17 protein-coding genes are annotated in these 21,099 nt (G+C 57.5%); 11 read left to right on the top strand and 6 right to left on the bottom strand.

The features are described from left to right. Nucleotides 1-13 precede the first annotated feature (13 nt). Nucleotides 14-1,006 carry a sugar phosphate isomerase/epimerase gene (locus tag EKL29_RS11180; RefSeq protein ID WP_126689709.1) on the bottom strand — a complete coding sequence of 331 codons (993 nt, stop codon included), beginning with the start codon at nt 1,004-1,006 and terminating at the stop codon, nt 14-16. A 268-nt stretch (nt 1,007-1,274) separates the two neighbouring features. Then, nucleotides 1,275-2,168 carry an ABC transporter six-transmembrane domain-containing protein gene (locus EKL29_RS11175; protein WP_126689708.1) on the bottom strand — a complete coding sequence of 298 codons (894 nt, stop codon included), beginning with the start codon at nt 2,166-2,168 and terminating at the stop codon, nt 1,275-1,277. Between the two features lie 94 nt (nt 2,169-2,262). On the opposite strand from EKL29_RS11175, the gene EKL29_RS11170 reads away from it, so the two are divergent. Continuing rightward, nucleotides 2,263-2,868 (top strand): TetR/AcrR family transcriptional regulator, encoded by a 606-nt coding sequence (locus EKL29_RS11170; protein ID WP_126689707.1) that lies wholly within the window; start codon nt 2,263-2,265, stop codon nt 2,866-2,868. Nucleotides 2,869-2,931: 63 nt separating this feature from the next. Here EKL29_RS11170 and EKL29_RS11165 read toward each other — a convergent pair whose 3' ends face one another. Continuing rightward, the gene (locus EKL29_RS11165; RefSeq protein WP_126689706.1) at nt 2,932-3,627 is read right to left on the bottom strand and encodes a B3/4 domain-containing protein; all 696 of its coding nucleotides are present in this window, start codon (nt 3,625-3,627) and stop codon (nt 2,932-2,934) included. A gap of 210 nt (nt 3,628-3,837) precedes the next feature. Here EKL29_RS11165 and EKL29_RS11160 point away from each other — a divergent pair, with 210 nt between their 5' ends. Beyond that, on the top strand, nt 3,838-4,161 hold the full coding sequence (locus EKL29_RS11160) for a hypothetical protein (RefSeq protein ID WP_120456394.1): 324 nt from the start codon (nt 3,838-3,840) through the stop codon (nt 4,159-4,161). Nucleotides 4,162-4,192: 31 nt separating this feature from the next. Here EKL29_RS11160 and EKL29_RS11155 read toward each other — a convergent pair whose 3' ends face one another. Then, the gene (locus tag EKL29_RS11155) at nt 4,193-5,395 is read right to left on the bottom strand and encodes an MFS transporter (RefSeq protein ID WP_126689705.1); all 1,203 of its coding nucleotides are present in this window, start codon (nt 5,393-5,395) and stop codon (nt 4,193-4,195) included. A gap of 120 nt (nt 5,396-5,515) precedes the next feature. Here EKL29_RS11155 and EKL29_RS11150 point away from each other — a divergent pair, with 120 nt between their 5' ends. The 9 genes from EKL29_RS11150 to EKL29_RS11110 all read left to right on the top strand — a co-directional run bounded on the left by EKL29_RS11150 (nt 5,516) and on the right by EKL29_RS11110 (nt 18,026). After that, complete coding sequence (locus tag EKL29_RS11150; RefSeq protein WP_126689704.1) at nt 5,516-6,076, top strand: TetR/AcrR family transcriptional regulator; 561 nt, start codon at nt 5,516-5,518, stop codon at nt 6,074-6,076. Nucleotides 6,077-6,883: 807 nt separating this feature from the next. Beyond that, the gene (locus tag EKL29_RS11145) at nt 6,884-8,266 is read left to right on the top strand and encodes a NarK family nitrate/nitrite MFS transporter (RefSeq protein ID WP_126689703.1); all 1,383 of its coding nucleotides are present in this window, start codon (nt 6,884-6,886) and stop codon (nt 8,264-8,266) included. Nucleotides 8,267-8,303: 37 nt separating this feature from the next. Further along, nucleotides 8,304-12,038 carry a nitrate reductase subunit alpha gene (locus EKL29_RS11140; RefSeq protein ID WP_126689702.1) on the top strand — a complete coding sequence of 1,245 codons (3,735 nt, stop codon included), beginning with the start codon at nt 8,304-8,306 and terminating at the stop codon, nt 12,036-12,038. Beyond that, on the top strand, nt 12,035-13,570 hold the full coding sequence (gene narH / locus EKL29_RS11135) for a nitrate reductase subunit beta (protein WP_126689701.1): 1,536 nt from the start codon (nt 12,035-12,037) through the stop codon (nt 13,568-13,570). Before EKL29_RS11140 ends, narH begins: the two co-directional genes overlap by 4 nt. Beyond that, nucleotides 13,570-14,259, top strand: coding sequence for a nitrate reductase molybdenum cofactor assembly chaperone (gene narJ / locus EKL29_RS11130; RefSeq protein ID WP_126689700.1), 690 nt, complete (start codon nt 13,570-13,572; stop codon nt 14,257-14,259). The genes narH and narJ overlap by 1 nt, the downstream gene beginning before the upstream one ends. Continuing rightward, complete coding sequence (gene narI, locus EKL29_RS11125; RefSeq protein ID WP_126689699.1) at nt 14,259-14,936, top strand: respiratory nitrate reductase subunit gamma; 678 nt, start codon at nt 14,259-14,261, stop codon at nt 14,934-14,936. Before narJ ends, narI begins: the two co-directional genes overlap by 1 nt. Nucleotides 14,937-15,157: 221 nt before the next feature. Beyond that, complete coding sequence (locus EKL29_RS11120; RefSeq protein WP_126689698.1) at nt 15,158-15,901, top strand: YoaK family protein; 744 nt, start codon at nt 15,158-15,160, stop codon at nt 15,899-15,901. 154 nt (nt 15,902-16,055) lie between these two features. Next, nucleotides 16,056-16,457, top strand: a complete 402-nt coding sequence (locus EKL29_RS11115) for an SRPBCC domain-containing protein (protein WP_126689697.1) — start codon at nt 16,056-16,058, stop codon at nt 16,455-16,457. A gap of 12 nt (nt 16,458-16,469) precedes the next feature. Further along, nucleotides 16,470-18,026 (top strand): UbiD family decarboxylase, encoded by a 1,557-nt coding sequence (locus EKL29_RS11110; protein WP_126689696.1) that lies wholly within the window; start codon nt 16,470-16,472, stop codon nt 18,024-18,026. A gap of 62 nt (nt 18,027-18,088) precedes the next feature. Here the strand turns inward: EKL29_RS11110 and EKL29_RS11105 are convergent, their stop codons facing one another. Continuing rightward, nucleotides 18,089-19,555, bottom strand: coding sequence for an aspartate aminotransferase family protein (locus EKL29_RS11105; protein ID WP_120456374.1), 1,467 nt, complete (start codon nt 19,553-19,555; stop codon nt 18,089-18,091). Nucleotides 19,556-19,571: 16 nt separating this feature from the next. Then, nucleotides 19,572-20,954 carry a diaminobutyrate--2-oxoglutarate transaminase gene (locus EKL29_RS11100; RefSeq protein ID WP_120456372.1) on the bottom strand — a complete coding sequence of 461 codons (1,383 nt, stop codon included), beginning with the start codon at nt 20,952-20,954 and terminating at the stop codon, nt 19,572-19,574. Nucleotides 20,955-21,099 lie beyond the last annotated feature (145 nt).

Raw genomic sequence — 21,099 nt, 5'->3', positions numbered from 1 at the left:
GCGGCGTAACGGCTTACTCTTCGATAGAGGTCAGCAGCGCATTTTGAATAATGCGCTGCGCCTTGAGCGGATTCTGCTCCCGCTGCGCCGCCTGCAGCGCGGGCATATCCAGTTTATCGAGCGCGCGATAGATGTGCTTGAGAAAGCGGATAGAGAGGTTGGCGGCTTCTACATGATCTTCGCGGAACGGGAACTGGTCGAGTTGCCACACGCCATCCCAGTTATTGCACTTCAGCACATAGAAGAATTCGAAAATTTCGGTCATATGCACGGTGCCGACCACCAGATCATCATCCCAGCCGCGCAGGTTATCGTTCACATCCATACCGAACAGGCGGCCGCGATCGATAATCAGCTGCGCAGAACCGGCCGGTGACTCCCCGGCAAACAGCGCGTGGCCGAAGTCGAGCAGGATCCCTACGTTGTCCAGACCGATCTCTTCAATACCCAGCAGCGATTTCGCCGCTGAATCCCAGGTCATTTTTACACGCGGCTCACGCGGCTTGTATTCAATGGCGAACTTCACATCCGGGTTCGCCCCGGCCAGTTCGCGCATGCCGTCAACCGCCAGCTTCCAGAGATTTTTATGATCGACCTGGAAAGGGTAATCCCAGCCGTCCTGGCCGGGCCAGACTTTAACGTAGTTCGCGCCCAGTTCGCGCACCACGTCGGCCGCTTCGTTCATCAGCACCAGCGCGTCGGCGCGTACCGCCGCATCTGGGTGGGTAAAGGCACCGCGAGAGAATTTGCGCAGATAGATTTCCGGCGTGACGCCAATCGCTTTCAGCCCTGCCTCCTGCAGCGCCTGCTTCACCTCGTCAACCGAGACGCCGGGCGTAAAAGGATAGGGGACGTCAACATAAGAGAGATCTTCAACTTCGGCGGCCAGCTTGATCTGGTCCAGCGTGCTGAGCGCCGGGCCGTAGCCGTCAACCGCGTAACGATCGATGTAATTCGCGAAATGCCACAGGCCAGCGCCAAACTTCGGATAATTATAGTGACTCATTGCCGATATTCTCCGTTCAGGATGCAGACAGAAGCGTGGTCGGATTGCCGCAGCAACCCACGTGTGAATATATATTCATTAAGGATTATATATTCCATTGTGCGGGTGTAAGCGGCTGCGTTGCCAGTGGAGAGCGCAATAAATGTAAGATGAGTCACATAAAATCGTGGGTTCAGGAAAAGGCGTACGCAAACGCGGGGCTGCCTCTGGCCCCCGCGCTGACGCGACAAGGCCTTTTCGCCGCCAGACTGGAATTGCCCGGTTTGGTTTAAACCTTGCCGGTTTTTACTCGCTTGCCGATATCCCTGAGCTGAGAGTATTTCTCCAGCAACTGGGGCCCGTCATCCAGGCTCATGGCAAACATCCACATGTAAGTCATGACCGAATAGACGTGCCCGGCATCATGACTTTCCCGCATTGTCATCATCAGAATGGTCGAACCGAAAAGCAGGGCGGCCACCGCGCCGATAGAGAGATAGCCGAGCGCCTCGCGGTCCGACAAGGCGATGCGCAGCCTGGCCAGCACGCGGTAGTGGCGCACCAGAGGAGATGCCGCTGCGCTGCTGACCATACTGACCTCTTTTTCCAGACGGTTATTCAGCCGCAGGAAAAGCCGTTCATTGGTGCTGGTAAAGCGCCGCAGGAAAAGGCTAAAAAACGCCAGGATCCCCAGGCAGGCGATGCCGGACCAGAACTCGATAAACAACAGCATCACCGTCGCGCCAGTGATCGATGCTACTGTGGTGATCAGCACCGGCAGGTGCTTTTCAAAAAAGTCGACAAACTCCCGCGAGAGCGTGACGCGGGCGGCAACGGTAGAAGGCGGATGATTTTCCCGACGCTGCGCCAGCACAACAGATACCGCCAGCTCGGCATAGATGCGCGCAAAGGTGCGCGTGTCCACGCTTCGCCGGGCGGCGCCGGTCAACCACATAACAAAAACCAGCGCGGCGTAAAGTACGGCATGTATCGCTTTACCTGCCAGGATGGCGTTAACGGCAAAGCCCGCCAGCAGCGGATAAAGCAGATAGATAAGATTTTCGCCGACCACCAGCATCAGCGTCACGGCCAGTTTCCTGCGGTGACGCTGCCCCAGCAGTTTCAGGGTAGTGGCTGCGCCTGGCTTTACGTCCGCTTTTTCATTTAAATTCAGGGGTTGCATAGTGTATTTTCAACGTAAGAAAAATATTGAGCAACTGCTCAATAATGTTGCCGCAGTCTATTTGAGCGGTTGCTCAAAGTCAAAGGGGGAGTAGGTGAAGAAAAACGCAGAGGAGCTAAAAGCACGCATACTGGATGGCGCAGTGGCGTTGTTCATCGAAAAAGGGATAGAAAAAGTCACCACCCGTGAACTGACCGGCTATCTGGGCATATCCCGCAGCCATATCTACCATTACTTTAGCGACTGGCAATCACTCTGCCTCGCCGCGCTGGCGCGCTTTATGGAACGCGAACTTGATGAGATTGCGGTAAAGATGGCAGGTCTTTCGCCATGGGAAAAACTCACCGCGCTGGTGGGCTACTACCTTCCCAGCGCGCCCTTAGCTGAATGGCAGCTTTATGACTCCCTCTGGCGCATGGCGGCCAACAATCAGGCGTATGCCGATCTGGCGGAGGCCAATATCAGTCGATGGATGACGCTGGTCGCCGGGATCATTGATGAAGGCGTAGAAAAAGAGGCCTTTCGGCCCGCAGACATAAACCGGGTGACCCGCCAGCTGGGAGCCCTCCTCAACGGCTATGCGGAAACCCTGATCGTTAACCCCAGCCCGGAAAAACACCGCACTGCCACAGAAGATATAGCGGATTTCATCCGCCTGGTTCTGGGCGAGCCGCCCTCAGCCACCACGGCTGGAGCATGACGGAGCATCAAAAAGAAAAAGCCCCGCTTATCCAACAGAGGCTTTTTGATTGATAACCTGGACTTAGCTAAAGCCCGCACCCAGCAGCTGTTTTTCAACACGACAGCCGGGCATCATCGCCTGCAGACCCGCAATAAGCTCGTCACTGGCCTGATGCAACGCATCCATCGGCATTTCCGGCAGGCTCTCCAGAATAAACCACATGTGTTGCGCGCTGGCGTCCAGGCGGGTACGCACGCCCTGGCGCCAGTTCCAGCGCCGACAGGTAACGCCGAGATCGTCGCGCCAGATCACCTCGCCCGGCTCTGGCGTCTCTTCGCAGGGTTCGCCTGCGTTCAGGGTATCAAACCGCTCACTGCCGTCGGCGCGCACCAGACGCGCGTCGCCGACATAGGCTGCGGCGTTCTCGCCGCCGATCGGCAAGGCGTATTTAATACTGATGGCGTTATAGAGATCGACGACCGGATCGATGGCGGGCAGTGAGCCATCGCGGACAACGCGTTTACGTAAGGCTTCAACCGAACTCGGCGTCCGGGCGGGTTTTGCGCCGAACGCTTTGAAGGCCTCGCGCCAGGCGGCAATATGCGCCTCAGCGTAAGGCACATCCTGGGCGATAACAGCGTGGCAGGCGTCGTTAAGCGCATCACGCGCAACCTGTGGGTGCTGCACCTCGCTCGCCTCAACGAGAATACTGATCGCGCGAAAGCCCGGCGCCAGCGCGATGACGGTGAGTTCGACGGTAGGGGAAAAAGAGAACATTGCTATTCCTTATAAGTAAAGACTGGATGAAGTGTAGCGAGGGATGCCCGCCGCTGCCTCTCTTCCTCTCTGGCATCGCTGAGTCAGTGCATCAGGCCAGATAAAAATCCAGGAATATGCTGAATCCATGGCAAATTACATGCCTTTTGCTGTGCGACTGTATTATTTGTCTATACTGAAACTGGACTTGATAATTTTAGTGAGGGAATCATGAAAAAGACGATTATTGCACTTTCTGCTCTGATGCTGGCTGCTCCGGTTTTTGCGGCGACTACACATGCTACCGATGACACCGTGGCTGAAGCGCATAAAGGCGCAGATACGGCGAAAGAAAAACTGCATAAAGTGCAGGACACCGGTTCCGAGCAGAAGCTGAAGGCGGAACATGCTGCCGAAGGTAAAAGCGACGCGACCACCAGCAAAATCAGCGAAGGTTCGCAGAAAGCCTGGCACAGCACCAAGCAGGGCAGCGAAAAAGCCTGGGATAAAACCAAGCAAGGCGCTGAAGGCCTGAAAAATAAAGCGACAAACTAAAAGAAAATGGCCGGTTGAACCGGCCATTTTTTTATCCTCTCTCCGCCTTCAGGCGCACCGCAGACCGTCCCGCCAGCAATGACATCGCAGCCATCAAAATAATCCCCCAGCAGTAGTAGTTAGCCGTAGCGGCAAGGCCCAGTAGCGGCACCGCGAAACCGGCCAGCAACGCCGGCAGCGCAAAGGCCAGATAGCTCTTTACCAGAAAAGCGGCGAACAGCCCGGCGCGCTCATGGCTCTCCGCCAGCGGCATCACGATTTTTATAATGGTCGAAAATACTGAACCGAATCCCTGTCCGGCTACAGCCGTGCCAAAAAACAGCAGCGTCGTCAGATGATGATTAATGCCGATCAAGGTCAGGCTAATGCCCGCTATCAGGGCGAGCGTGCCGATAAACAACGCGCGCTGCGGCGGCCAGCGGCGGAAGATAAATACCGATGCCGTGGCGCTGAGCATCAAGGTTGCTACCACGGAGCCGCCGACGAACGGCGAAGTCAGCCCGGTAGTGAGGATGACCAGCGTCGGCATCAGCGACAAATAAAATCCGCCCAGCGCCCAGGTCGCCACATTTACCGGCGCCAGCCGCAGTAGTGGGCCAAGCGCACGCGGCGGAATGGCGACGTTCGGTTTTAAAGCGCGTAGCGCGCCCGGCACAGGGGATACGGTTTCGGGCATCAGGGGCAGCAGCGCCAGCGCCAGCAGCATCAGCATAAACAGCAGGGCGTACACCGAAACGGTGGGGAAAGGCGCGAAGGTCACCAGAAGCGCGCCTGTCATTGTCCCTGCCAGCATGCCAAGAAAGGCCGTAATGGAATTCAGCAGCGGGCCGCGCACCTTATCGCCGTCGAGGATCGTCGCGCCAAAGGTCGGCAGCGCGATGCCGGTCGCTACGCCCTGAATAATGCGCGCGGCAATCAGCATTCCTGCCGAGTCCGCCAGCATAAACAGCGCCAGCGCCAGGGCATTGCACAAGAGCGCCGCCAGGATCATCACGCGCCGACCGGTAAAGTCGGAAAGGCGGCCAAACGTCAGCAAGGCGATAAGCAGGCTAAATGCATAGCTGGCGAAAATCAGCGTAATGGTGACCGGCGACAGATGGTAGAGGGCATGATAGAGCGGGTAGAGCGGCGTCGGCGCGCTGCTGGTCGCGGAGATAAGCGTAGCGCAGACAAAGCTGTAAAGCGTAATACGTGCAGCGTCGGCTGCGGGCAGTGCTGGCGAAGCGGAAGTCATGATAATCACCTTAAAGCAAAATATTAGCTTTAAGTGAGATATACTTGCTTTTTTGCGTTAACGCAATATCTTTGCATTAAACAATTTCTGTCGTTTTTAGTCTTTGCTGAGAGGAAAAAGATGGCCAGGGAGATGATCAGGCAGGGTGGACGCAGCGCGCGTATTCAGGAAGAAGTGCACAAGGCGGTCAATACGCTGCTGAAAACATATGATCGCAACGAGCTTACGGTACCGATGGTGGCAGAGTCGTCAGGCGTCACGCCATCTACGATTTATCGCCGCTGGGGCGACCTGTCGCAGCTGCTGGCCGACGTCGCCGTTGCGCATATGCGTCCGGTCAGTGAACCCGAAGACAGAGGCGATATGCAGGGCGACATGGAGGCGTTTATCCAGCAGTATGCCGAAGAGATGTCGTCGAAAGTCGGGCGGCAGATGCTCGCTGATATTATCGGCAGCGGCGGCAGCAGCGCGACGGTGAAATGCTGCGGCTTTACTTATCAGCACCTGGAAACACTGCAAAAGCGCGCGATAAAGCGCGGCGAAACGGGGTTCTCCGTTGACGAGGCGATGGACGTCGTCGTAGCGCCGGTGATCTATCACATTTTGTTTGAAGATCGCGAACCCACGTCTGACTATTGTTGCGAGCTGGTGGCGCGGCTGTTTCAGCGGGGAGATCGCTGAAGCAGCGTCTGCTGCAGACCTGAACAGCAGAACAAGCAGGCGTCGCGATAAGTAAAGGACTTTGTAGTTACAACATACTTTGTGAGAAATAAATAAAACAGTCAGCAAAGTGCCCAGTGCAGCTTAAACAAGCCCAACAGCAAAAAGAGACGGGAGGAAAATGAAGCAGAAAAGGGCGCTGGCAGAACTTTCTGGCTTTAATTTCATGCGGCTTTTAGCCAGCAAAAGCTGCTGTATTTGATATCGCTCAGAAAAGGCTCCCTGAAAAATCGTTATATATATTTGTAAATAACGATAGCCCATGGATAAGAATCTTTATTCCCCTCGAAAAGCTTTCTGATTTTTTTCTTGTATTAAAGGACAGGATTCAGGGAAGGGCAGCTTAAAGCTATTTCTGACTTTTATTGCCATTTTCTTTGATTTTTATCAAATTGACTCGCTGCGCAACTGGTCATCTATTTTAAGGCTGCTAAAATATACCTAAAATTAGGTAGTTAACTCTGTGCCCCTTATTCCTCAACTCAGCGTTGCTTTGCGCTGAATCATAAAAGCCCCTACAAATCCTCTTGTTTTTACGGCCTGCTGCGATAGGCTTATTACCTATTCTACAGGACGGAATATTTCGCCGAATAACGACGCCTGATTTAACCGCTATTTCTTTATTAAAGGCAAAACGTTTCTGGCGTCGTCATCTGATTATCATTCAGATTCGTATAAATACGGATTTATTCAGTTTCTCATTTATTAATTTTAAATACTACTCGCAGACAGCGGGAGAGATCCGTCTGCTGCTTATTGGGAGGATATGTGAGCGTAAAACCTCATTCCACGCACACCAGGCACAGCGCACTTGAAAACTGGGCGCCGGAAAATAAACAATTCTGGGAGAGCCAGGGCAAACATATTGCCCGGCGTAATTTAATTATTTCCGTTGGCGCGCTGCTGCTCGCGTTCTGCGTCTGGATGCTGTTCAGCACCGTGGCGGTCAACCTTAACCGGGTGGGATTTAATTTCACCGTCGATCAGCTCTTCTTGTTAACGGCTCTGCCTTCTCTCTCCGGGGCGCTGTTTCGCGTGCCTTACTCTTTTGTCGTGCCGGTAGTCGGCGGTCGTCTCTGGACGGTGATCAGCACCGCCGTGTTGATCATTCCCTGCGTCTGGCTGGGTTTCGCCGTTCAGGATCCCAATACGCCTTATGGCGTGTTTATCATCATTTCGCTTTTCTGCGGTCTGGCAGGCGCTAACTTCGCGTCAAGCATGGGCAATATCAGCCTCTTTTATCCCAAAAGCAAACAGGGCTCGGCGCTCGGCATTAACGGCGGCCTGGGCAACCTGGGCGTCAGCGTGATGCAGCTGATCGCGCCGCTGATTATTGTGGTGCCGTTCTTCGTAGGCGGCGCGACGCTGGAGGATGGTAGCCAGCTGTGGCTCGCGAACGCGGCCTGGATCTGGGTGCCGCTGCTGGCCATCGCCGCTATCGCCGCCTGGAACGGAATGAACGATATCGCTGGCATGCGCGCCTCGCTGCGCGAACAGCTGCCGGTGCTGAAGCAGGGACACCTCTGGACGCTGGGGCTGCTCTATCTGGCTACCTTCGGATCCTTTATTGGCTTTTCGGCGGGCTTCGCCATGCTGGCGAAAACGCAGTTTCCACAGGTGGACATTATCCATCTCGCCTTTTTCGGCCCGCTGCTCGGCGCGCTGGCGCGCTCGGCAGGCGGTTTTCTCTCTGACAAATTCGGCGGCGTGCGCGTAACGGCCATCAATTTCCTGCTGATGACGATCTTCTCCGCGCTGCTGTTCCTGACCCTGCCCGGCACCTCCGGCGGCTCGTTCCTGAGCTTCTATGTGGTGTTTATGGGGCTGTTCCTTACCGCCGGACTCGGCAGCGGCTCAACCTTCCAGATGATCGCGGTGATTTTCCGCCAAATCACCATGGACCGCATGACTGCGCAGGGTCGTAGCGCGGAAGAGGCGCAACATGCCGCGGTAACCGATACGGCGGCCGCGCTGGGCTTTATTTCCGCCCTGGGCGCGGTGGGTGGGTTCTTTATCCCGAAAGCGTTCGGTACCTCACTCACGCTGACCGGTTCGCCCGTCGGCGCCATGAAAATTTTTCTGGTCTTTTACATCGTTTGTCTGCTGTTGACCTGGCTGCTGTATGGCCGTCGCAAAACCAATAACAACTAAGCAGAGCAATGAGCACTAACCATACTGGAGATGCGCAATGAGCAAACTTCTCGACCGCTTCCGCTATTTCAAACAGAAAGGCGACAGCTTCGCAGAGGGGCACGGTCAGGTCTATAACACCAACCGTGACTGGGAAGACAGTTACCGGCAGCGCTGGCAATATGACAAAATCGTACGCTCGACGCATGGCGTTAACTGCACCGGCTCCTGCAGCTGGAAAATCTACGTCAAAAACGGCTTAGTCACCTGGGAAACGCAGCAGACCGACTACCCGCGTACGCGCCCCGATCTGCCCAACCACGAGCCGCGCGGCTGCCCACGCGGCGCCAGCTACTCCTGGTACCTCTACAGCGCCAACCGGCTGAAATATCCGCTGGTGCGCAAGGTGCTGCTGGAGATGTGGCGCGAGTCGCTGGCGCAGCACAGCGACCCGGTCGATGCCTGGAACGCCATTATGGCGGACAGCGAAAAGAGCAAAATTTATAAATCGCAGCGCGGCCGCGGCGGTTTCGTGCGCGCCAGCTGGAAAGAGCTGAACCCGCTGATCGCCGCCGCCAATATCTGGACCATTAAACATTATGGTCCAGACCGCATTGCGGGCTTCTCGCCGATACCGGCCATGTCGATGGTCTCCTATGCGGCAGGGACGCGCTATCTGTCGCTGATTGGCGGAACCTGCCTGAGCTTCTACGACTGGTATTGCGATCTGCCGCCGGCGTCGCCCATGACCTGGGGCGAACAGACCGACGTGCCTGAATCCGCCGACTGGTACAACTCTAACTACATTATTGCCTGGGGCTCCAACGTGCCGCAGACGCGCACGCCGGACGCCCACTTCTTTACCGAGGTGCGTTACAAAGGCACCAAAACGGTTGCTATCACGCCTGACTATTCAGAAGTCGCCAAGCTGTGCGATCAGTGGCTGGCGCCGAAGCAGGGTACCGACAGCGCGCTGGCGATGGCGATGGGCCACGTTATCCTGAACGAGTTCCACCTGAAAAACCCCAGCGACTACTTCCTCAGCTACGCGCGTCGCTACACCGATATGCCGATGCTGGTACTGCTGGAACCGCGCGAAGATGGCAGCTATGTACCCGGACGCCAGCTGCGCGCGGCGGATCTCGCCGACAGCCTCGGCGAAGAGAACAACCCGCAGTGGAAAACCGTGGCCTGTAACCAGGAGGGCGATCTGGTTGTGCCGAATGGTTCGATCGGTTTCCGCTGGGGCGAAAAGGGCAAATGGAACCTTGAGCCGAAAGCGGCGGGTACGGCGATTGAGCTTACCCTCTCGCTGCTCGATCGGCGCGATGCGGTGATGGACGTCGCTTTCCCTTACTTCGGCGGCATCGAAAACCCGCATTTCCGCCATGTGAAACAGGATGAAGTGCTGCTGCATAAAGTGCCGGTCAAAATCCTGACGCTGGCCGATGGACGCCAGCTGCCGGTCGCCTCGGTCTATGATTTGACGCTGGCCCATTACGGCCTGGATCGCGGCCTTGACGATGTTAACTGCGCGCGCGACTACAGCGACGTGCGCGCCTATTCGCCCGCCTGGGCGGAGCAGATTTGCGGCGTGCCGCGCAGCCAGATTGAAAAAATCGCGCGCGAGTTCGGCGAGACGGCGCACAAAACGCACGGACGCTCAATGATCATCGTCGGTGCGGGCATGAACCACTGGTATCACATGGACATGAACTACCGTGGGCTGATCAACATGCTGGTGTTCTGCGGCTGCGTCGGTCAGACCGGCGGTGGCTGGGCACACTATGTCGGCCAGGAGAAACTGCGCCCGCAAACCGGCTGGACGCCGCTGGCGTTCGCGCTCGACTGGAACCGCCCGCCGCGCCAGATGAACAGCACCTCGTTCTTCTATAACCACGCCAGTCAGTGGCGCTTTGAGAAGCTGCAGGTCAGCGAACTGCTGTCGCCGCTCGCCGACGCCAGCCAGTTCAGCGGCCAGCTGATTGACTTCAACGTGCGCGCCGAACGTATGGGCTGGCTGCCATCCTCACCGCAGCTTGGCATCAACCCGCTGCGCATCGCCGAAGAGGCGAAACGCGCCGGGCAGTCTGAGCAGGCGTGGACCGTCGAGGCGTTGAAGTCCGGCAAGCTGCGTATGGCGTGCGAAGATCCTGACAACGGCAATAACCATCCGCGCAATATGTTTATCTGGCGCTCAAACCTGCTCGGATCCTCGGGTAAAGGCCATGAATATATGCTGCGCTATCTGCTCGGCACCGAGAGCGGCATTCAGGGCGAGCCGCTGAGCGATGAGGATGAGCGCCCGGAAGAGCTGGAGTGGCGCAGCGCCGCGCTGGAAGGCAAGCTCGATCTGTTAGTCACGCTCGATTTCCGTATGTCCAGCACCTGTCTCTTCTCCGATATCGTGCTGCCTACCGCCACCTGGTACGAGAAAGACGACATGAATACCTCGGATATGCATCCATTTATTCATCCTCTTTCCGCGGCGGTCGATCCCGCCTGGGAATCGAAAAGCGACTGGGAAATCTATAAAGGCATCGCGAAAACCTTCTCGGAACTTTGCGTCGGCCATCTCGGCGAAGAGACCGACGTGGTGCTGCAGCCGCTGCAGCACGACTCCCCCGGCGAGCTGGCGGCAGGCGAGGTGCGCGACTGGAAAAAAGGCGAATGTGATTTGATCCCCGGCCAGACCGCGCCGCAGATTATCAGCGTGCAGCGCGACTATCCCGCCGTCTACGAACGCTTTACCTCTGTCGGGCCGCTGCTGGAAAAACTGGGCAACGGCGGCAAAGGCATCAGCTGGAACACCGATAAGGAAGTCGATCTGCTGCGCCGTCTCAACTACACCAAAGCGGACGGCGTCGCCAAAGGCCAGCCGATGATCAACAGCGCCATCGACGCCGCCGAGGTGATTTTAACCCTGGCGCCGGAAACCAACGGCCAGGTAGCGGTTAAAGCCTGGCAGGCGCTGGGCGAGTTTACCGGCCGCGACCATACCCATCTGGCGCAGCCGAAAGAGGAAGAGAAGATCCGCTTCCGCGATATTCAGGCGCAGCCGCGCAAAATCATCTCCAGCCCAACCTGGTCAGGCCTGGAAGATGAGCATGTCTCTTACAACGCCGGTTACACCAATGTGCATGAGCTGATCCCATGGCGTACGCTCTCTGGCCGCCAGCAGCTTTATCAGGATCACCCGTGGATGCGCGCCTTCGGCGAAGCGTTCTGCGCCTACCGACCGCCGGTCGATACGCGCAGCGTGCAGAACCTGGGTCATATCCCCTCTAACGGCTTCCCGGAGAAGGCGCTCAACTTCCTGACGCCGCACCAGAAATGGGGCATTCACTCCACCTACAGCGAAAACCTGCTGATGCTGACCCTGTCACGCGGCGGCCCTATTGTCTGGATGAGTGAAACGGATGCGAAAGAGCTGGGCATTGAGGATAACGACTGGATCGAGGTGTTCAACGCTAACGGTGCGCTGACGGCGCGTGCGGTGGTCAGCCAGCGCGTCCCGGCTGGCATGACCATGATGTATCACGCCCAGGAGCGCCTGATGAATATTCCGGGTTCGGAAGTGACCGGCCAGCGCGGCGGCATTCATAACTCCGTGACGCGCGTCTGCCCGAAACCGACCCATATGATCGGCGGCTACGCCCAGCTGGCTTACGGCTTCAACTATTACGGCACCGTCGGCTCCAACCGCGACGAATTTATTATGGTGCGCAAGATGAACAAGGTGAACTGGCTGGATGATGAAGGCCGCGATCAGGTACAGGAGGCGACAAAATGAAAATCCGCTCTCAGGTCGGCATGGTGTTGAATCTCGATAAGTGCATCGGCTGTCATACCTGCTCCGTCACCTGTAAAAACGTCTGGACCAGCCGCGAAGGGATGGAATACGCCTGGTTCAATAACGTGGAAACGAAACCTGGCGTCGGCTATCCCCACGCCTGGGAAGATCAGGAAAAATGGCGCGGCGGCTGGATCCGCAACATTAAAGGCCGTCTGGAGCCGCGCCTCGGCAACCGCTCCTCGGTACTGATGAAAATCTTCGCCAATCCGGTGGTGCCCGGCATTGACGATTACTACGAGCCGTTTACCTTCGACTACCAGCATCTGCACACCGCCAAAGCGGGCAAAAGCCAGCCGACGGCGCGCCCGCGCTCGCTGATTAGCGGGCAGCGCATGGACAAAATCCACGGTGGCCCGAACTGGGAAGAGATCCTCGGCGGCGAGTTCAGCAAGCGTTCGGCGGATAAAAACTTCGATGCGATGCAGAAGGAGATGTACGGACAGTTCGAAAACACCTTCATGATGTATCTGCCGCGCCTGTGTGAACACTGCCTGAATCCCGCCTGCGCGGCAACCTGTCCGAGCGGCGCGATCTACAAGCGCGAAGAGGACGGCATTGTGCTGATCGACCAGGACAAATGCCGCGGCTGGCGTCTGTGCGTCAGCGGCTGCCCCTATAAAAAGATCTACTTCAACTGGAAGAGCGGCAAGTCGGAAAAATGCATCTTCTGCTATCCGCGCATTGAGTCGGGTATGCCGACCGTCTGCTCGGAAACCTGCGTCGGCCGCATTCGCTATCTCGGCGTGCTGCTGTATGACGCCGACAAGATCGCCGAAGCAGCCAGCACCGAGCACGCAACCGATCTTTACGAACGTCAGTGCGACGTCTTCCTCGATCCCAACGATCCGCAGGTGATCGAAGAGGCGCTGAAGCAGGGCATCCCGCAAAACGTTATTGATGCCGCGCAGGCGTCGCCGGTGTGGAAGCTGGCGATGGACTGGAAACTGGCGCTGCCGCTGCACCCTGAATATCGCACGCTGCCGATGGTCTGGTATGTGCCGCCGTTGTCGCCGATCCAGTCAGTGGTGGATGCGGGCGGACTGGTATCGCAGAGCAGCGTGCTGCCGGACGTCGAAAGCCTGCGTATTCCGGTGCAGTATCTCGCCAACCTGCTGACCGCTGGCGATACCGCGCCGGTGCTGCGCGCCCTGAAGCGCATGATGGCGATGCGTCACTACAAACGCGCGCAGAGCGTGGAAGGCGTGACCGACACGCGCGCCATTGAAGAGGTGGGCCTGAGCGAGGCGCAGGTAGAAGAGATGTATCGCTATCTGGCGATCGCTAACTACGAAGACCGCTTCGTGATCCCCACCAGCCATCGCGAACTGGCGCGCGAAGCTTTCCCGGAGCGCAACGGCTGCGGCTTTACCTTTGGCGACGGCTGCCACGGCAGCGACACCAAATTCAACCTGTTCAACAGCCGTCGTATTGACGCGATCAATATCGGCGATAAAGCGGGAGGCGAATAATGGTGCTGATTAAAGTTGTCGCCCTGCTGCTGGAGTATCCCGACGAGGCGCTCTGGCCGTTGCAGGACGACGTTCGCGAACCGGTCAGCGCGCAGGATCCGGCGCTGCTGCCCTTTATTGACCGCTACTTCGCCACGCCGCCGCTGGATATGCAGGCGGAATGGTGCGCGCTGTTCGAACGCGGCCGCGCAACCTCGCTGCTGCTGTTTGAGCATGTGCATGCGGAGTCGCGCGATCGCGGTCAGGCGATGGTCGATCTGATGGCGCAGTATGAGCGCGCCGGACTGGAACTGGACTGCCGCGAACTGCCGGATTACCTGCCGCTCTACCTGGAGTATCTCAGCCTGCAACCGGAGGCTGAGGCGCAGCAGGGACTGCTGGATGTCGCGCCAATCCTGGCGCTGATCGGCGGGCGCCTGAAAGAGCGCGGCAGCGACTTCAGCGCCTTATTCGATACGCTGCTGAAGGTGGCGAACAGCCCGCTGAGCAGCGAAAGCGTGGCGGCTCAGGTCGCCAGCGAGACGCGTGACGATACGCCCGCTGCGATGGATGCGGTCTGGGAAGAGGAGCAGGTGAAGTTTATGGATAACAACGCCTGCGACGGCTCGGCGCAACAGCAACATCAGCGGCGCTTTCGCGCCGAAACCGCGCCGCAATATCTTGATCTCTCCGCTGGAGGAACAGCCTGATGCACTATTTAAATGTGTTGTTCTTTGATATTTACCCTTATCTGTGCGGCACCATCTTCCTTGTCGGAAGCTGGCTGCGTTATGACTACGGTCAGTACACCTGGCGCGCCTCATCCAGCCAGATGCTGGATAAAAAGGGCATGCGCTTCGCCTCGAACGTATTTCATATCGGCATTCTCGGCATCTTCTTCGGCCATCTGTTTGGCCTGCTGACGCCGCACTGGATGTATGAGCCGTTCCTCGCTATCGCCACCAAGCAGAAAATCGCCATGGGCGCAGGCGGCGTCTTCGGCATCATGACGCTGGTGGGCGGTTTCCTGCTGCTGAAACGTCGTCTGCTTAACCCGCGCATCCACGCCACCTCAACACGCGCCGATATCGTCATCATCGGTATTCTGGTGGTGCAGTGCACGCTGGGCCTGACCTCGATCCTCTTCTCCATGCAGCATCTCGACGGCGTGGGCATGATGAAGCTGGTCGGCTGGGCGCAGGCGATCGTTACCTTCCAGGGCAACGCCTCGCACTGGCTGGATGGGGTAGAGTGGATTTACCGCGTACACCTGATCCTCGGTATGACGATCTTCCTGGTGTTTCCCTTCACGCGTCTGGTTCACGTCTGGAGCGCGCCGGTGGAATACCTCACGCGTCGGTATCAGGTGGTAAGAGCCCGCCGCTAAGCGTTACCCTCAGCGCCAGCCATTCCTGCGGCTGGCGCACTATTGCTCCCGCCGCTGATTGACTTTTTCTTAACGCTGTCGCGCCTTTACAGTAACTGAGATAGCGCCGTTTTATTGAAGTTAACTAACGTTTTTATTCACTCCTTTAAGTTTCACGCTGCGACAAGGATCGCTTCCCTCCCTACGCTTAATCTCAGGCATTAATAAAAGGTGAAGCGTGCATGTTAATAAAAATGAAGCGAGAGCGATCGCATACTGAAGACCGTTATCTTGCTGTCTGGCTGGCGACGGCGGCCGGTTTGCTGAATGCCATGGCGTTGGGCGCATTTGGTTTTTTTCCTTCGCATATGTCGGGCAATACGTCGCAGCTCTCCAGCGAAGTGAATAACAGCGATCTGCGCGACCTTACTTTTCTCGGCTGCCTGTTGCTTGCCTTTGTCGCGGGTGCGGTAACGGCGCGACTGGCGGTTATCGCTGGCCTTAAACACAATCAGCGCACCATATTTTGTCAGGTGCTGGCAGTGGAAGGCGTTGCGCTGCTGTCTCTGTCGCTGTTCGAAATCTTTTTCTACTCTTCCGGCAATAACCGGGAAATACTGGTGCTGCTGGGTTTTCTGATGGGCGTACATAACGCCACTTCGACGCAATTATCTAACGGGCGCGTGCGCGCCACTCACATTACCGGCACCCTGACCGATGCGGGCATCTCGCTGGCGTCTGTGCTCAGCGCCATGCTGCGACGCGATCCGTCGAAAAACGCGCATGCGCAAAAGAAGCAGTTAAAAACGCATCTGACGACGATCTTTTCGTTTCTGGGCGGCGGCATCGCCGGGCTCTGGCTGTTTCGGCTGGCGGGGTTTCACGCCATGGCTGCGCTGGGCGCGATCCTTATTCTGCTGGCGCTGGCCTCTATGACATTGACCCTGATGAAAGTGAGAGGGACCGCTTTCGCCGTAAAACGCTGATCATTCCAGGTGAATAAGCCGGTAAGCGTACATCAGGAGTTTTGTTACATATCAAAACGTAACTCTGACGGACGCGGCTGATGACCTGCCTATACTCTCATCAGTTGTAGTTCCTGCTTACCGGCCCGCCAGGGCCTCCTCCTGCGAGGTTATTATGATCACGCTTCATCACGCGATTAAGATCGCCGCGCCGCGCCCGGCGGTATATGCCGCACTGACCGATATCGAACAGATGGCTGCCTGGCATGCAGGTGAAATCGAAGGGGAAATTGTCGCAGGTAAAATCCTGACGCTGCGGCCGAAACCGGAAACCCACTTTAGCTGGCGTACAGAGACGCTTGAGCAAGACAAACGCATTGTTCAGACCTCGCTGATTGAAACCGACAGCCACGCCGGAAAAACCCTCTCTTTTCAGCTCTCCGATCTTGAGGATGGCCGCACGCTGGTTGCGCTCACGCATGGCGAATGGGCCGTGGACGATCCGCACCTGCCGTTTTGCAACACCTACTGGGGAGAAGTGCTGTTTCAGCTGAAAACGTATCTGGAAACCGCTTAAGGAGAAGCTGCTATGCCACAGAAAAAACCCGCCACCTGGCGGCTGGTCAAACCCGGCGAATCGCATCCGCAGGGCTGGCATGTTCCGCCGGTTAACGATCTGCGCTCCGCTATTGAACTGCTTAAAACCCTGCCGGGCCACTACATTGAAACCGATCGCGAGGTCGATCCGAACGCTGAACTGGCGGGCGTTTATCGCTATATCGGCGCAGGCGGTACCGTGATGCGCCCGACGCGCATCGGCCCGGCCATGACGTTCAATAAGATTAAAGGCTTTCCCGACGCGCGTGTGCTGGTGGGATTGATGGCGAGCCGCGAGCGTGTCAGCGCGCTGCTGGGCGCGCCGGTGCGCGAACTGGGTATACAGATGGCGGAAGCGCGTAAGAACGTGACGCCGCCGGTGATGGTCGATAAAGCCCAGGCACCCTGTCAGGAGGTGGTTTATCGTGCCGAGGATGCGGGTTTCGATCTGCGCAAGATCCTGCCCGCGCCAACCAATACCAGCGAAGACGCTGGCCCCTTTTTCTGCCTGGGGCTAGTGCTCGGCAGCGATCCTGACGATCGCGATAACGCAGACGTCACCATTCATCGCCTCTGTGTACAGAGCAAAGATGAGCTCTCTATTTTCTTCGCGCCGGGACGTCATATCGACGCTTTCCGTCAGAAAGCGGAGGCGGCAGGCAAACCGCTGCCGGTGTCGATCAATATGGGGCTGGACCCGGCTATCTACATCGGCGCGGAGTTTGAAGCGCCGACCACGCCGTTCGGTTTCAACGAGCTGTGCGTAGCGGGCGGCCTGCGCGGCAAGCCGGTGGAGCTGGTAGAGTGCCTGAGCGTTAATCAGCGGGCGATTGCGCGCGCTGAGGTGGTGATTGAAGGGGAGATCCTGCCGGGCGTGCGCGTTAAAGAGGATCAAAACAGTCATACCGGCAAGGCGATGCCGGAATTCCCCGGCTACACCGGCGAAGCCAATCCCGCGCTGCCGGTTATCAAAGTGAAGGCGATCACCACGCGGCGCAACCCCATCCTGCAAACCCTGGTAGGGCCGGGCGAAGAGCACGTCAGCCTGGCGGGGATCCCGACCGAGGCGAGCATCCATATTGAATGCGAAGACGCGCTGCCGGGACTGGTGAAAAACGTCTATGCCCATAGCGCAGGCGGCGGGAAGTTCCTGGCAGTACTGCAGGTGCAAAAACGCAACGCAGGGGATGACGGCATGACGCGGCAGGCGGCGCTGATTGCGCTGGCGGTCTATCGGGAGTTAAAAAACGTGATTCTGGTGGATGAGGATGTCGATCTCTTCGACACCGATGACGTGCTCTGGGCGATGCAGACGCGCTATGTTGGCGATCTCGATACCCTGTTTGTGCCGGGCGTCGCGGGCCATGTTCTCGATCCGTCGCAGCAGCCGTTCTACGATCCGCGCCTGACGGCAAAAGGTACCACCAGCAAAACTATCTTCGACTGCACGGTGCCTTATCACCTGAAAGAGCACTTTATCCGCGCGCAGTTTAAAGAGGTCGATCCCAGTTTGTGGGCGCCAGAGCTGTTCGGTAAGCCGAAGGAGTAAACCCAGGGCAATAAAAAAGCCGGTAATTTTCATTACCGGCTTTCGCTTTCAGCCTCTGGCGGTTAGCCCACCAGCGGCTTCGCGGTTTTCTCCACCAGCGCCAGCAGGACTTTAACATCCTCCAGCGTCACGGTCGGGTTAAGCAGCGTCAGCTTCAGGCAGGTTACGCCGTTGTGCTCGGTGACGCCAACGTTGGCGCGGCCCGATTCCAGCAGCGCGTCGCCGATACGCTGGTTCAGCAGCGCGGTTTCGGCGAGATCGCGGCAGCCCGTTTCCGGGTGGAAGCGGAACAGCACGCTCGCCAGCTGCGGCTTCATTACCAGCTCCAGCAGCGGATGCGCGCTGATATATTTCGCGACCTGCTGTGCCAGCGTAACGCCATGATCGATGATCGCCGCGTACTGCTTCTGTCCCAGCGCTTCCAGACCCATCCACAGTTTCAGCGCGTCGAAACGGCGCGTGGTCTGCAGAGATTTAGAAACCAGGTTCGGTACGCCCGCCTCTTCGTCGAACTCAGAGTTGAGGTAGGCCGCCTGATAGCGCATCAGCTCGTAGTTCGCCGCATCTTTCAGCAGGAACGCGCCGCAGCTAATGGTCTGGAAATACTGCTTGTGGAAGTCGAGCGTAACGGAGTCCACCAGCTCGAGGCCGTCCAGATAGTCACGGTATTTTTCCGACAGCAGCAGCGCGCCGCCCCAGGCCGCATCGACGTGTACCCAGATATTGTTCTGGGCCGCCAGCGCGGCGATGTCGCGCAGCGGGTCGATCGCGCCGGCATCGGTGGTGCCTGCGGTGGCGACAATCGCCAGGATCTGTTCGCCGTTGGCTTTCGCCTGGGCGATTTTTTCCGCCAGATCGGTGACGTCCATACGGGCGTATTCGTCAGTTTTCACCTGGGTGACGCACTGGTAACCCAGGCCGAGCAGCGCCATATTCTTCTGTACGGAGAAGTGGGCGTTTTCGGAACAGAACACCTTCAGCTTGCGCAGGTCGCCAACCAGGCCATCCTGCTGCACAGAGTGGCCCTGACGCGCGAAAAAGGCGTCGCGTGCCAGCATCAGACCCATCAGATTGCTCTGGGTGCCGCCGCTGGTGAACACGCCCGCATCGCCCGCTTCATAGCCGACCTGGGCGCGCAGCCACTCGATCAGCTTCATCTCAATGATGGTGGCCGACGGGCTCTGGTCCCAGGAGTCCATGCTCTGGTTGGTGGCGTTGATCAGCACTTCCGCCGCCTGGCTGACAACCAGGCTCGGGCAGTGCAGGTGCGCCACGCACTGCGGATGATGTACCGCCAGGCTGTCTTTCAGGAAGAACTCGACCGCGCGCTCGATGGCGGCCTGGTTGCCCAGGCCGGTCGGGTTGAAGTCCAGCGCGATACGCTCACGCAGTTCAGCGACGGTTTTACCCTGATACATCTCAGGCTGCTTCAGCCACTCGACGACCGCTTTGCTGCTCTGCTCAATCACCTGCTGGTAGGCTTCGATGCTCTGCGCCGAACCCGCGAGGATCGGATTTAATTCAGACATTTTAATCCCGCTCCACTTAAACCGGCTGAACGCCAGCGGCCAGCAGCGCCTGCTCGAACTTGTCGAGGAACACTTCCAGCTCCTGATTGGTAATCAGCAGGGAAGGCAGCAGACGCAGCACGCAGCCGTGACGACCACCGCGCTCAAGGATCAGACCAGATTCGAAGCATTTCTTCTGCAGCAGCGCAGAGAGGTCGCCATCTGCCGGATAGCAGCCCAGCTGATCTTTGGCTTCGTTCGGCTTAACGATCTCAATACCGATCATCAGACCCAGACCGCGGACGTGACCGATAACCGGGAAACGCTTCTGCATTTCGGCCAGTTTGCCTTTCAGCCACTCGCCTTGCTGCGCCACTTTATCCGCGATGTTCTGCTCTTTAAGGATCTTCAGCGTGGTCAGGCCGGTCGCCATCGCCAGCTGGTTGCCGCGGAACGTACCGGTATGGTGGCCGGGCGCCCAGGCGTCGAACTGCTTTTTAATGCCGAGTACGGCCAGCGGCAGGCCGCCGCCGACAGCTTTAGACATCACGATGATATCGGGCTGAATGCCTGCGTGTTCGAAAGCGAAGAACTTGCCGGTACGCGCGAAGCCCGCCTGCACTTCATCGATGATCAGCAGAATGCCGTGTTCTTCGGTCACTTTGCGGATGCGCTGCAGCCACTCGGCCGGTGCCGGGTTCACGCCGCCTTCGCCCTGAACGGCTTCCAGAATCACCGCCGCAGGTTTGCGCACGCCGCTTTCAACGTCGTTGATCAGGTTTTCGAAGTAGTAGGTCAGCGCTTTCACGCCCGCTTCGCCGCCAATGCCCAGCGGGCAGCGGTAGAGGTGCGGATAAGGCATAAACTGCACTTCCGGCATCATGCCGTTTACCGCTTCTTTCGGCGACAGGTTGCCCGTTACCGAGAGCGCGCCGTGAGTCATACCGTGGTAACCGCCAGAGAAAGCGATCACGCCGGAACGGCCAGTCGCTTTTTTCGCCAGCTTGATCGCCGCTTCAACGGCGTCTGCGCCGGACGGGCCGGTAAACTGCAGCTTGTACTCTTTACCCTGACCTGGCAGCAGCGACAGCAGGTATTCAGAGAACGCATCTTTTAACGGCGTTGTCAGATCGAGAGTATGTAACGGCAAGCCGCTGGTAATGACATTTTGGATGCTCTGCAATACGTCAGGATGATTATGACCCAGCGCCAGCGTACCCGCGCCTGCCAGGCAGTCGAGGTACTCTTTATTGTCGGCGTCGGTAATCCATACGCCTTTAGCCTGGGTAATCGCTAACGGTAACTTGCGGGGATAACTTCTGACGTTTGATTCGAACTCAGCCTGACGGGCCAAATAGGTTTCATTGTTTGCGTTTGAAGTGGCATCTAAAGAATCAATACGGACTTTATCCGTCATCATATCTCTCCTACAACCGAGGCAATCGCGTGTGCCGCAGTTGAATAAATGTAAAAAAACGGGTTACCTGATTTTAGGCGCGGCCAATATAGAGCTTTTGCGATTCGGGCTCAATCTTTTATTTTGTTTAGATGTGTTTGCGCTTATT

The organism is Pantoea sp. YU22 (genome assembly GCF_003970755.1).
In the GTDB taxonomy this organism is placed as follows: Bacteria; Pseudomonadota; Gammaproteobacteria; order Enterobacterales; family Enterobacteriaceae; genus Pantoea; species Pantoea piersonii.
The sequence above is the reverse complement of the archived record's forward strand: the minus strand, read 5'-3'. Positions and strand labels throughout refer to the sequence as shown.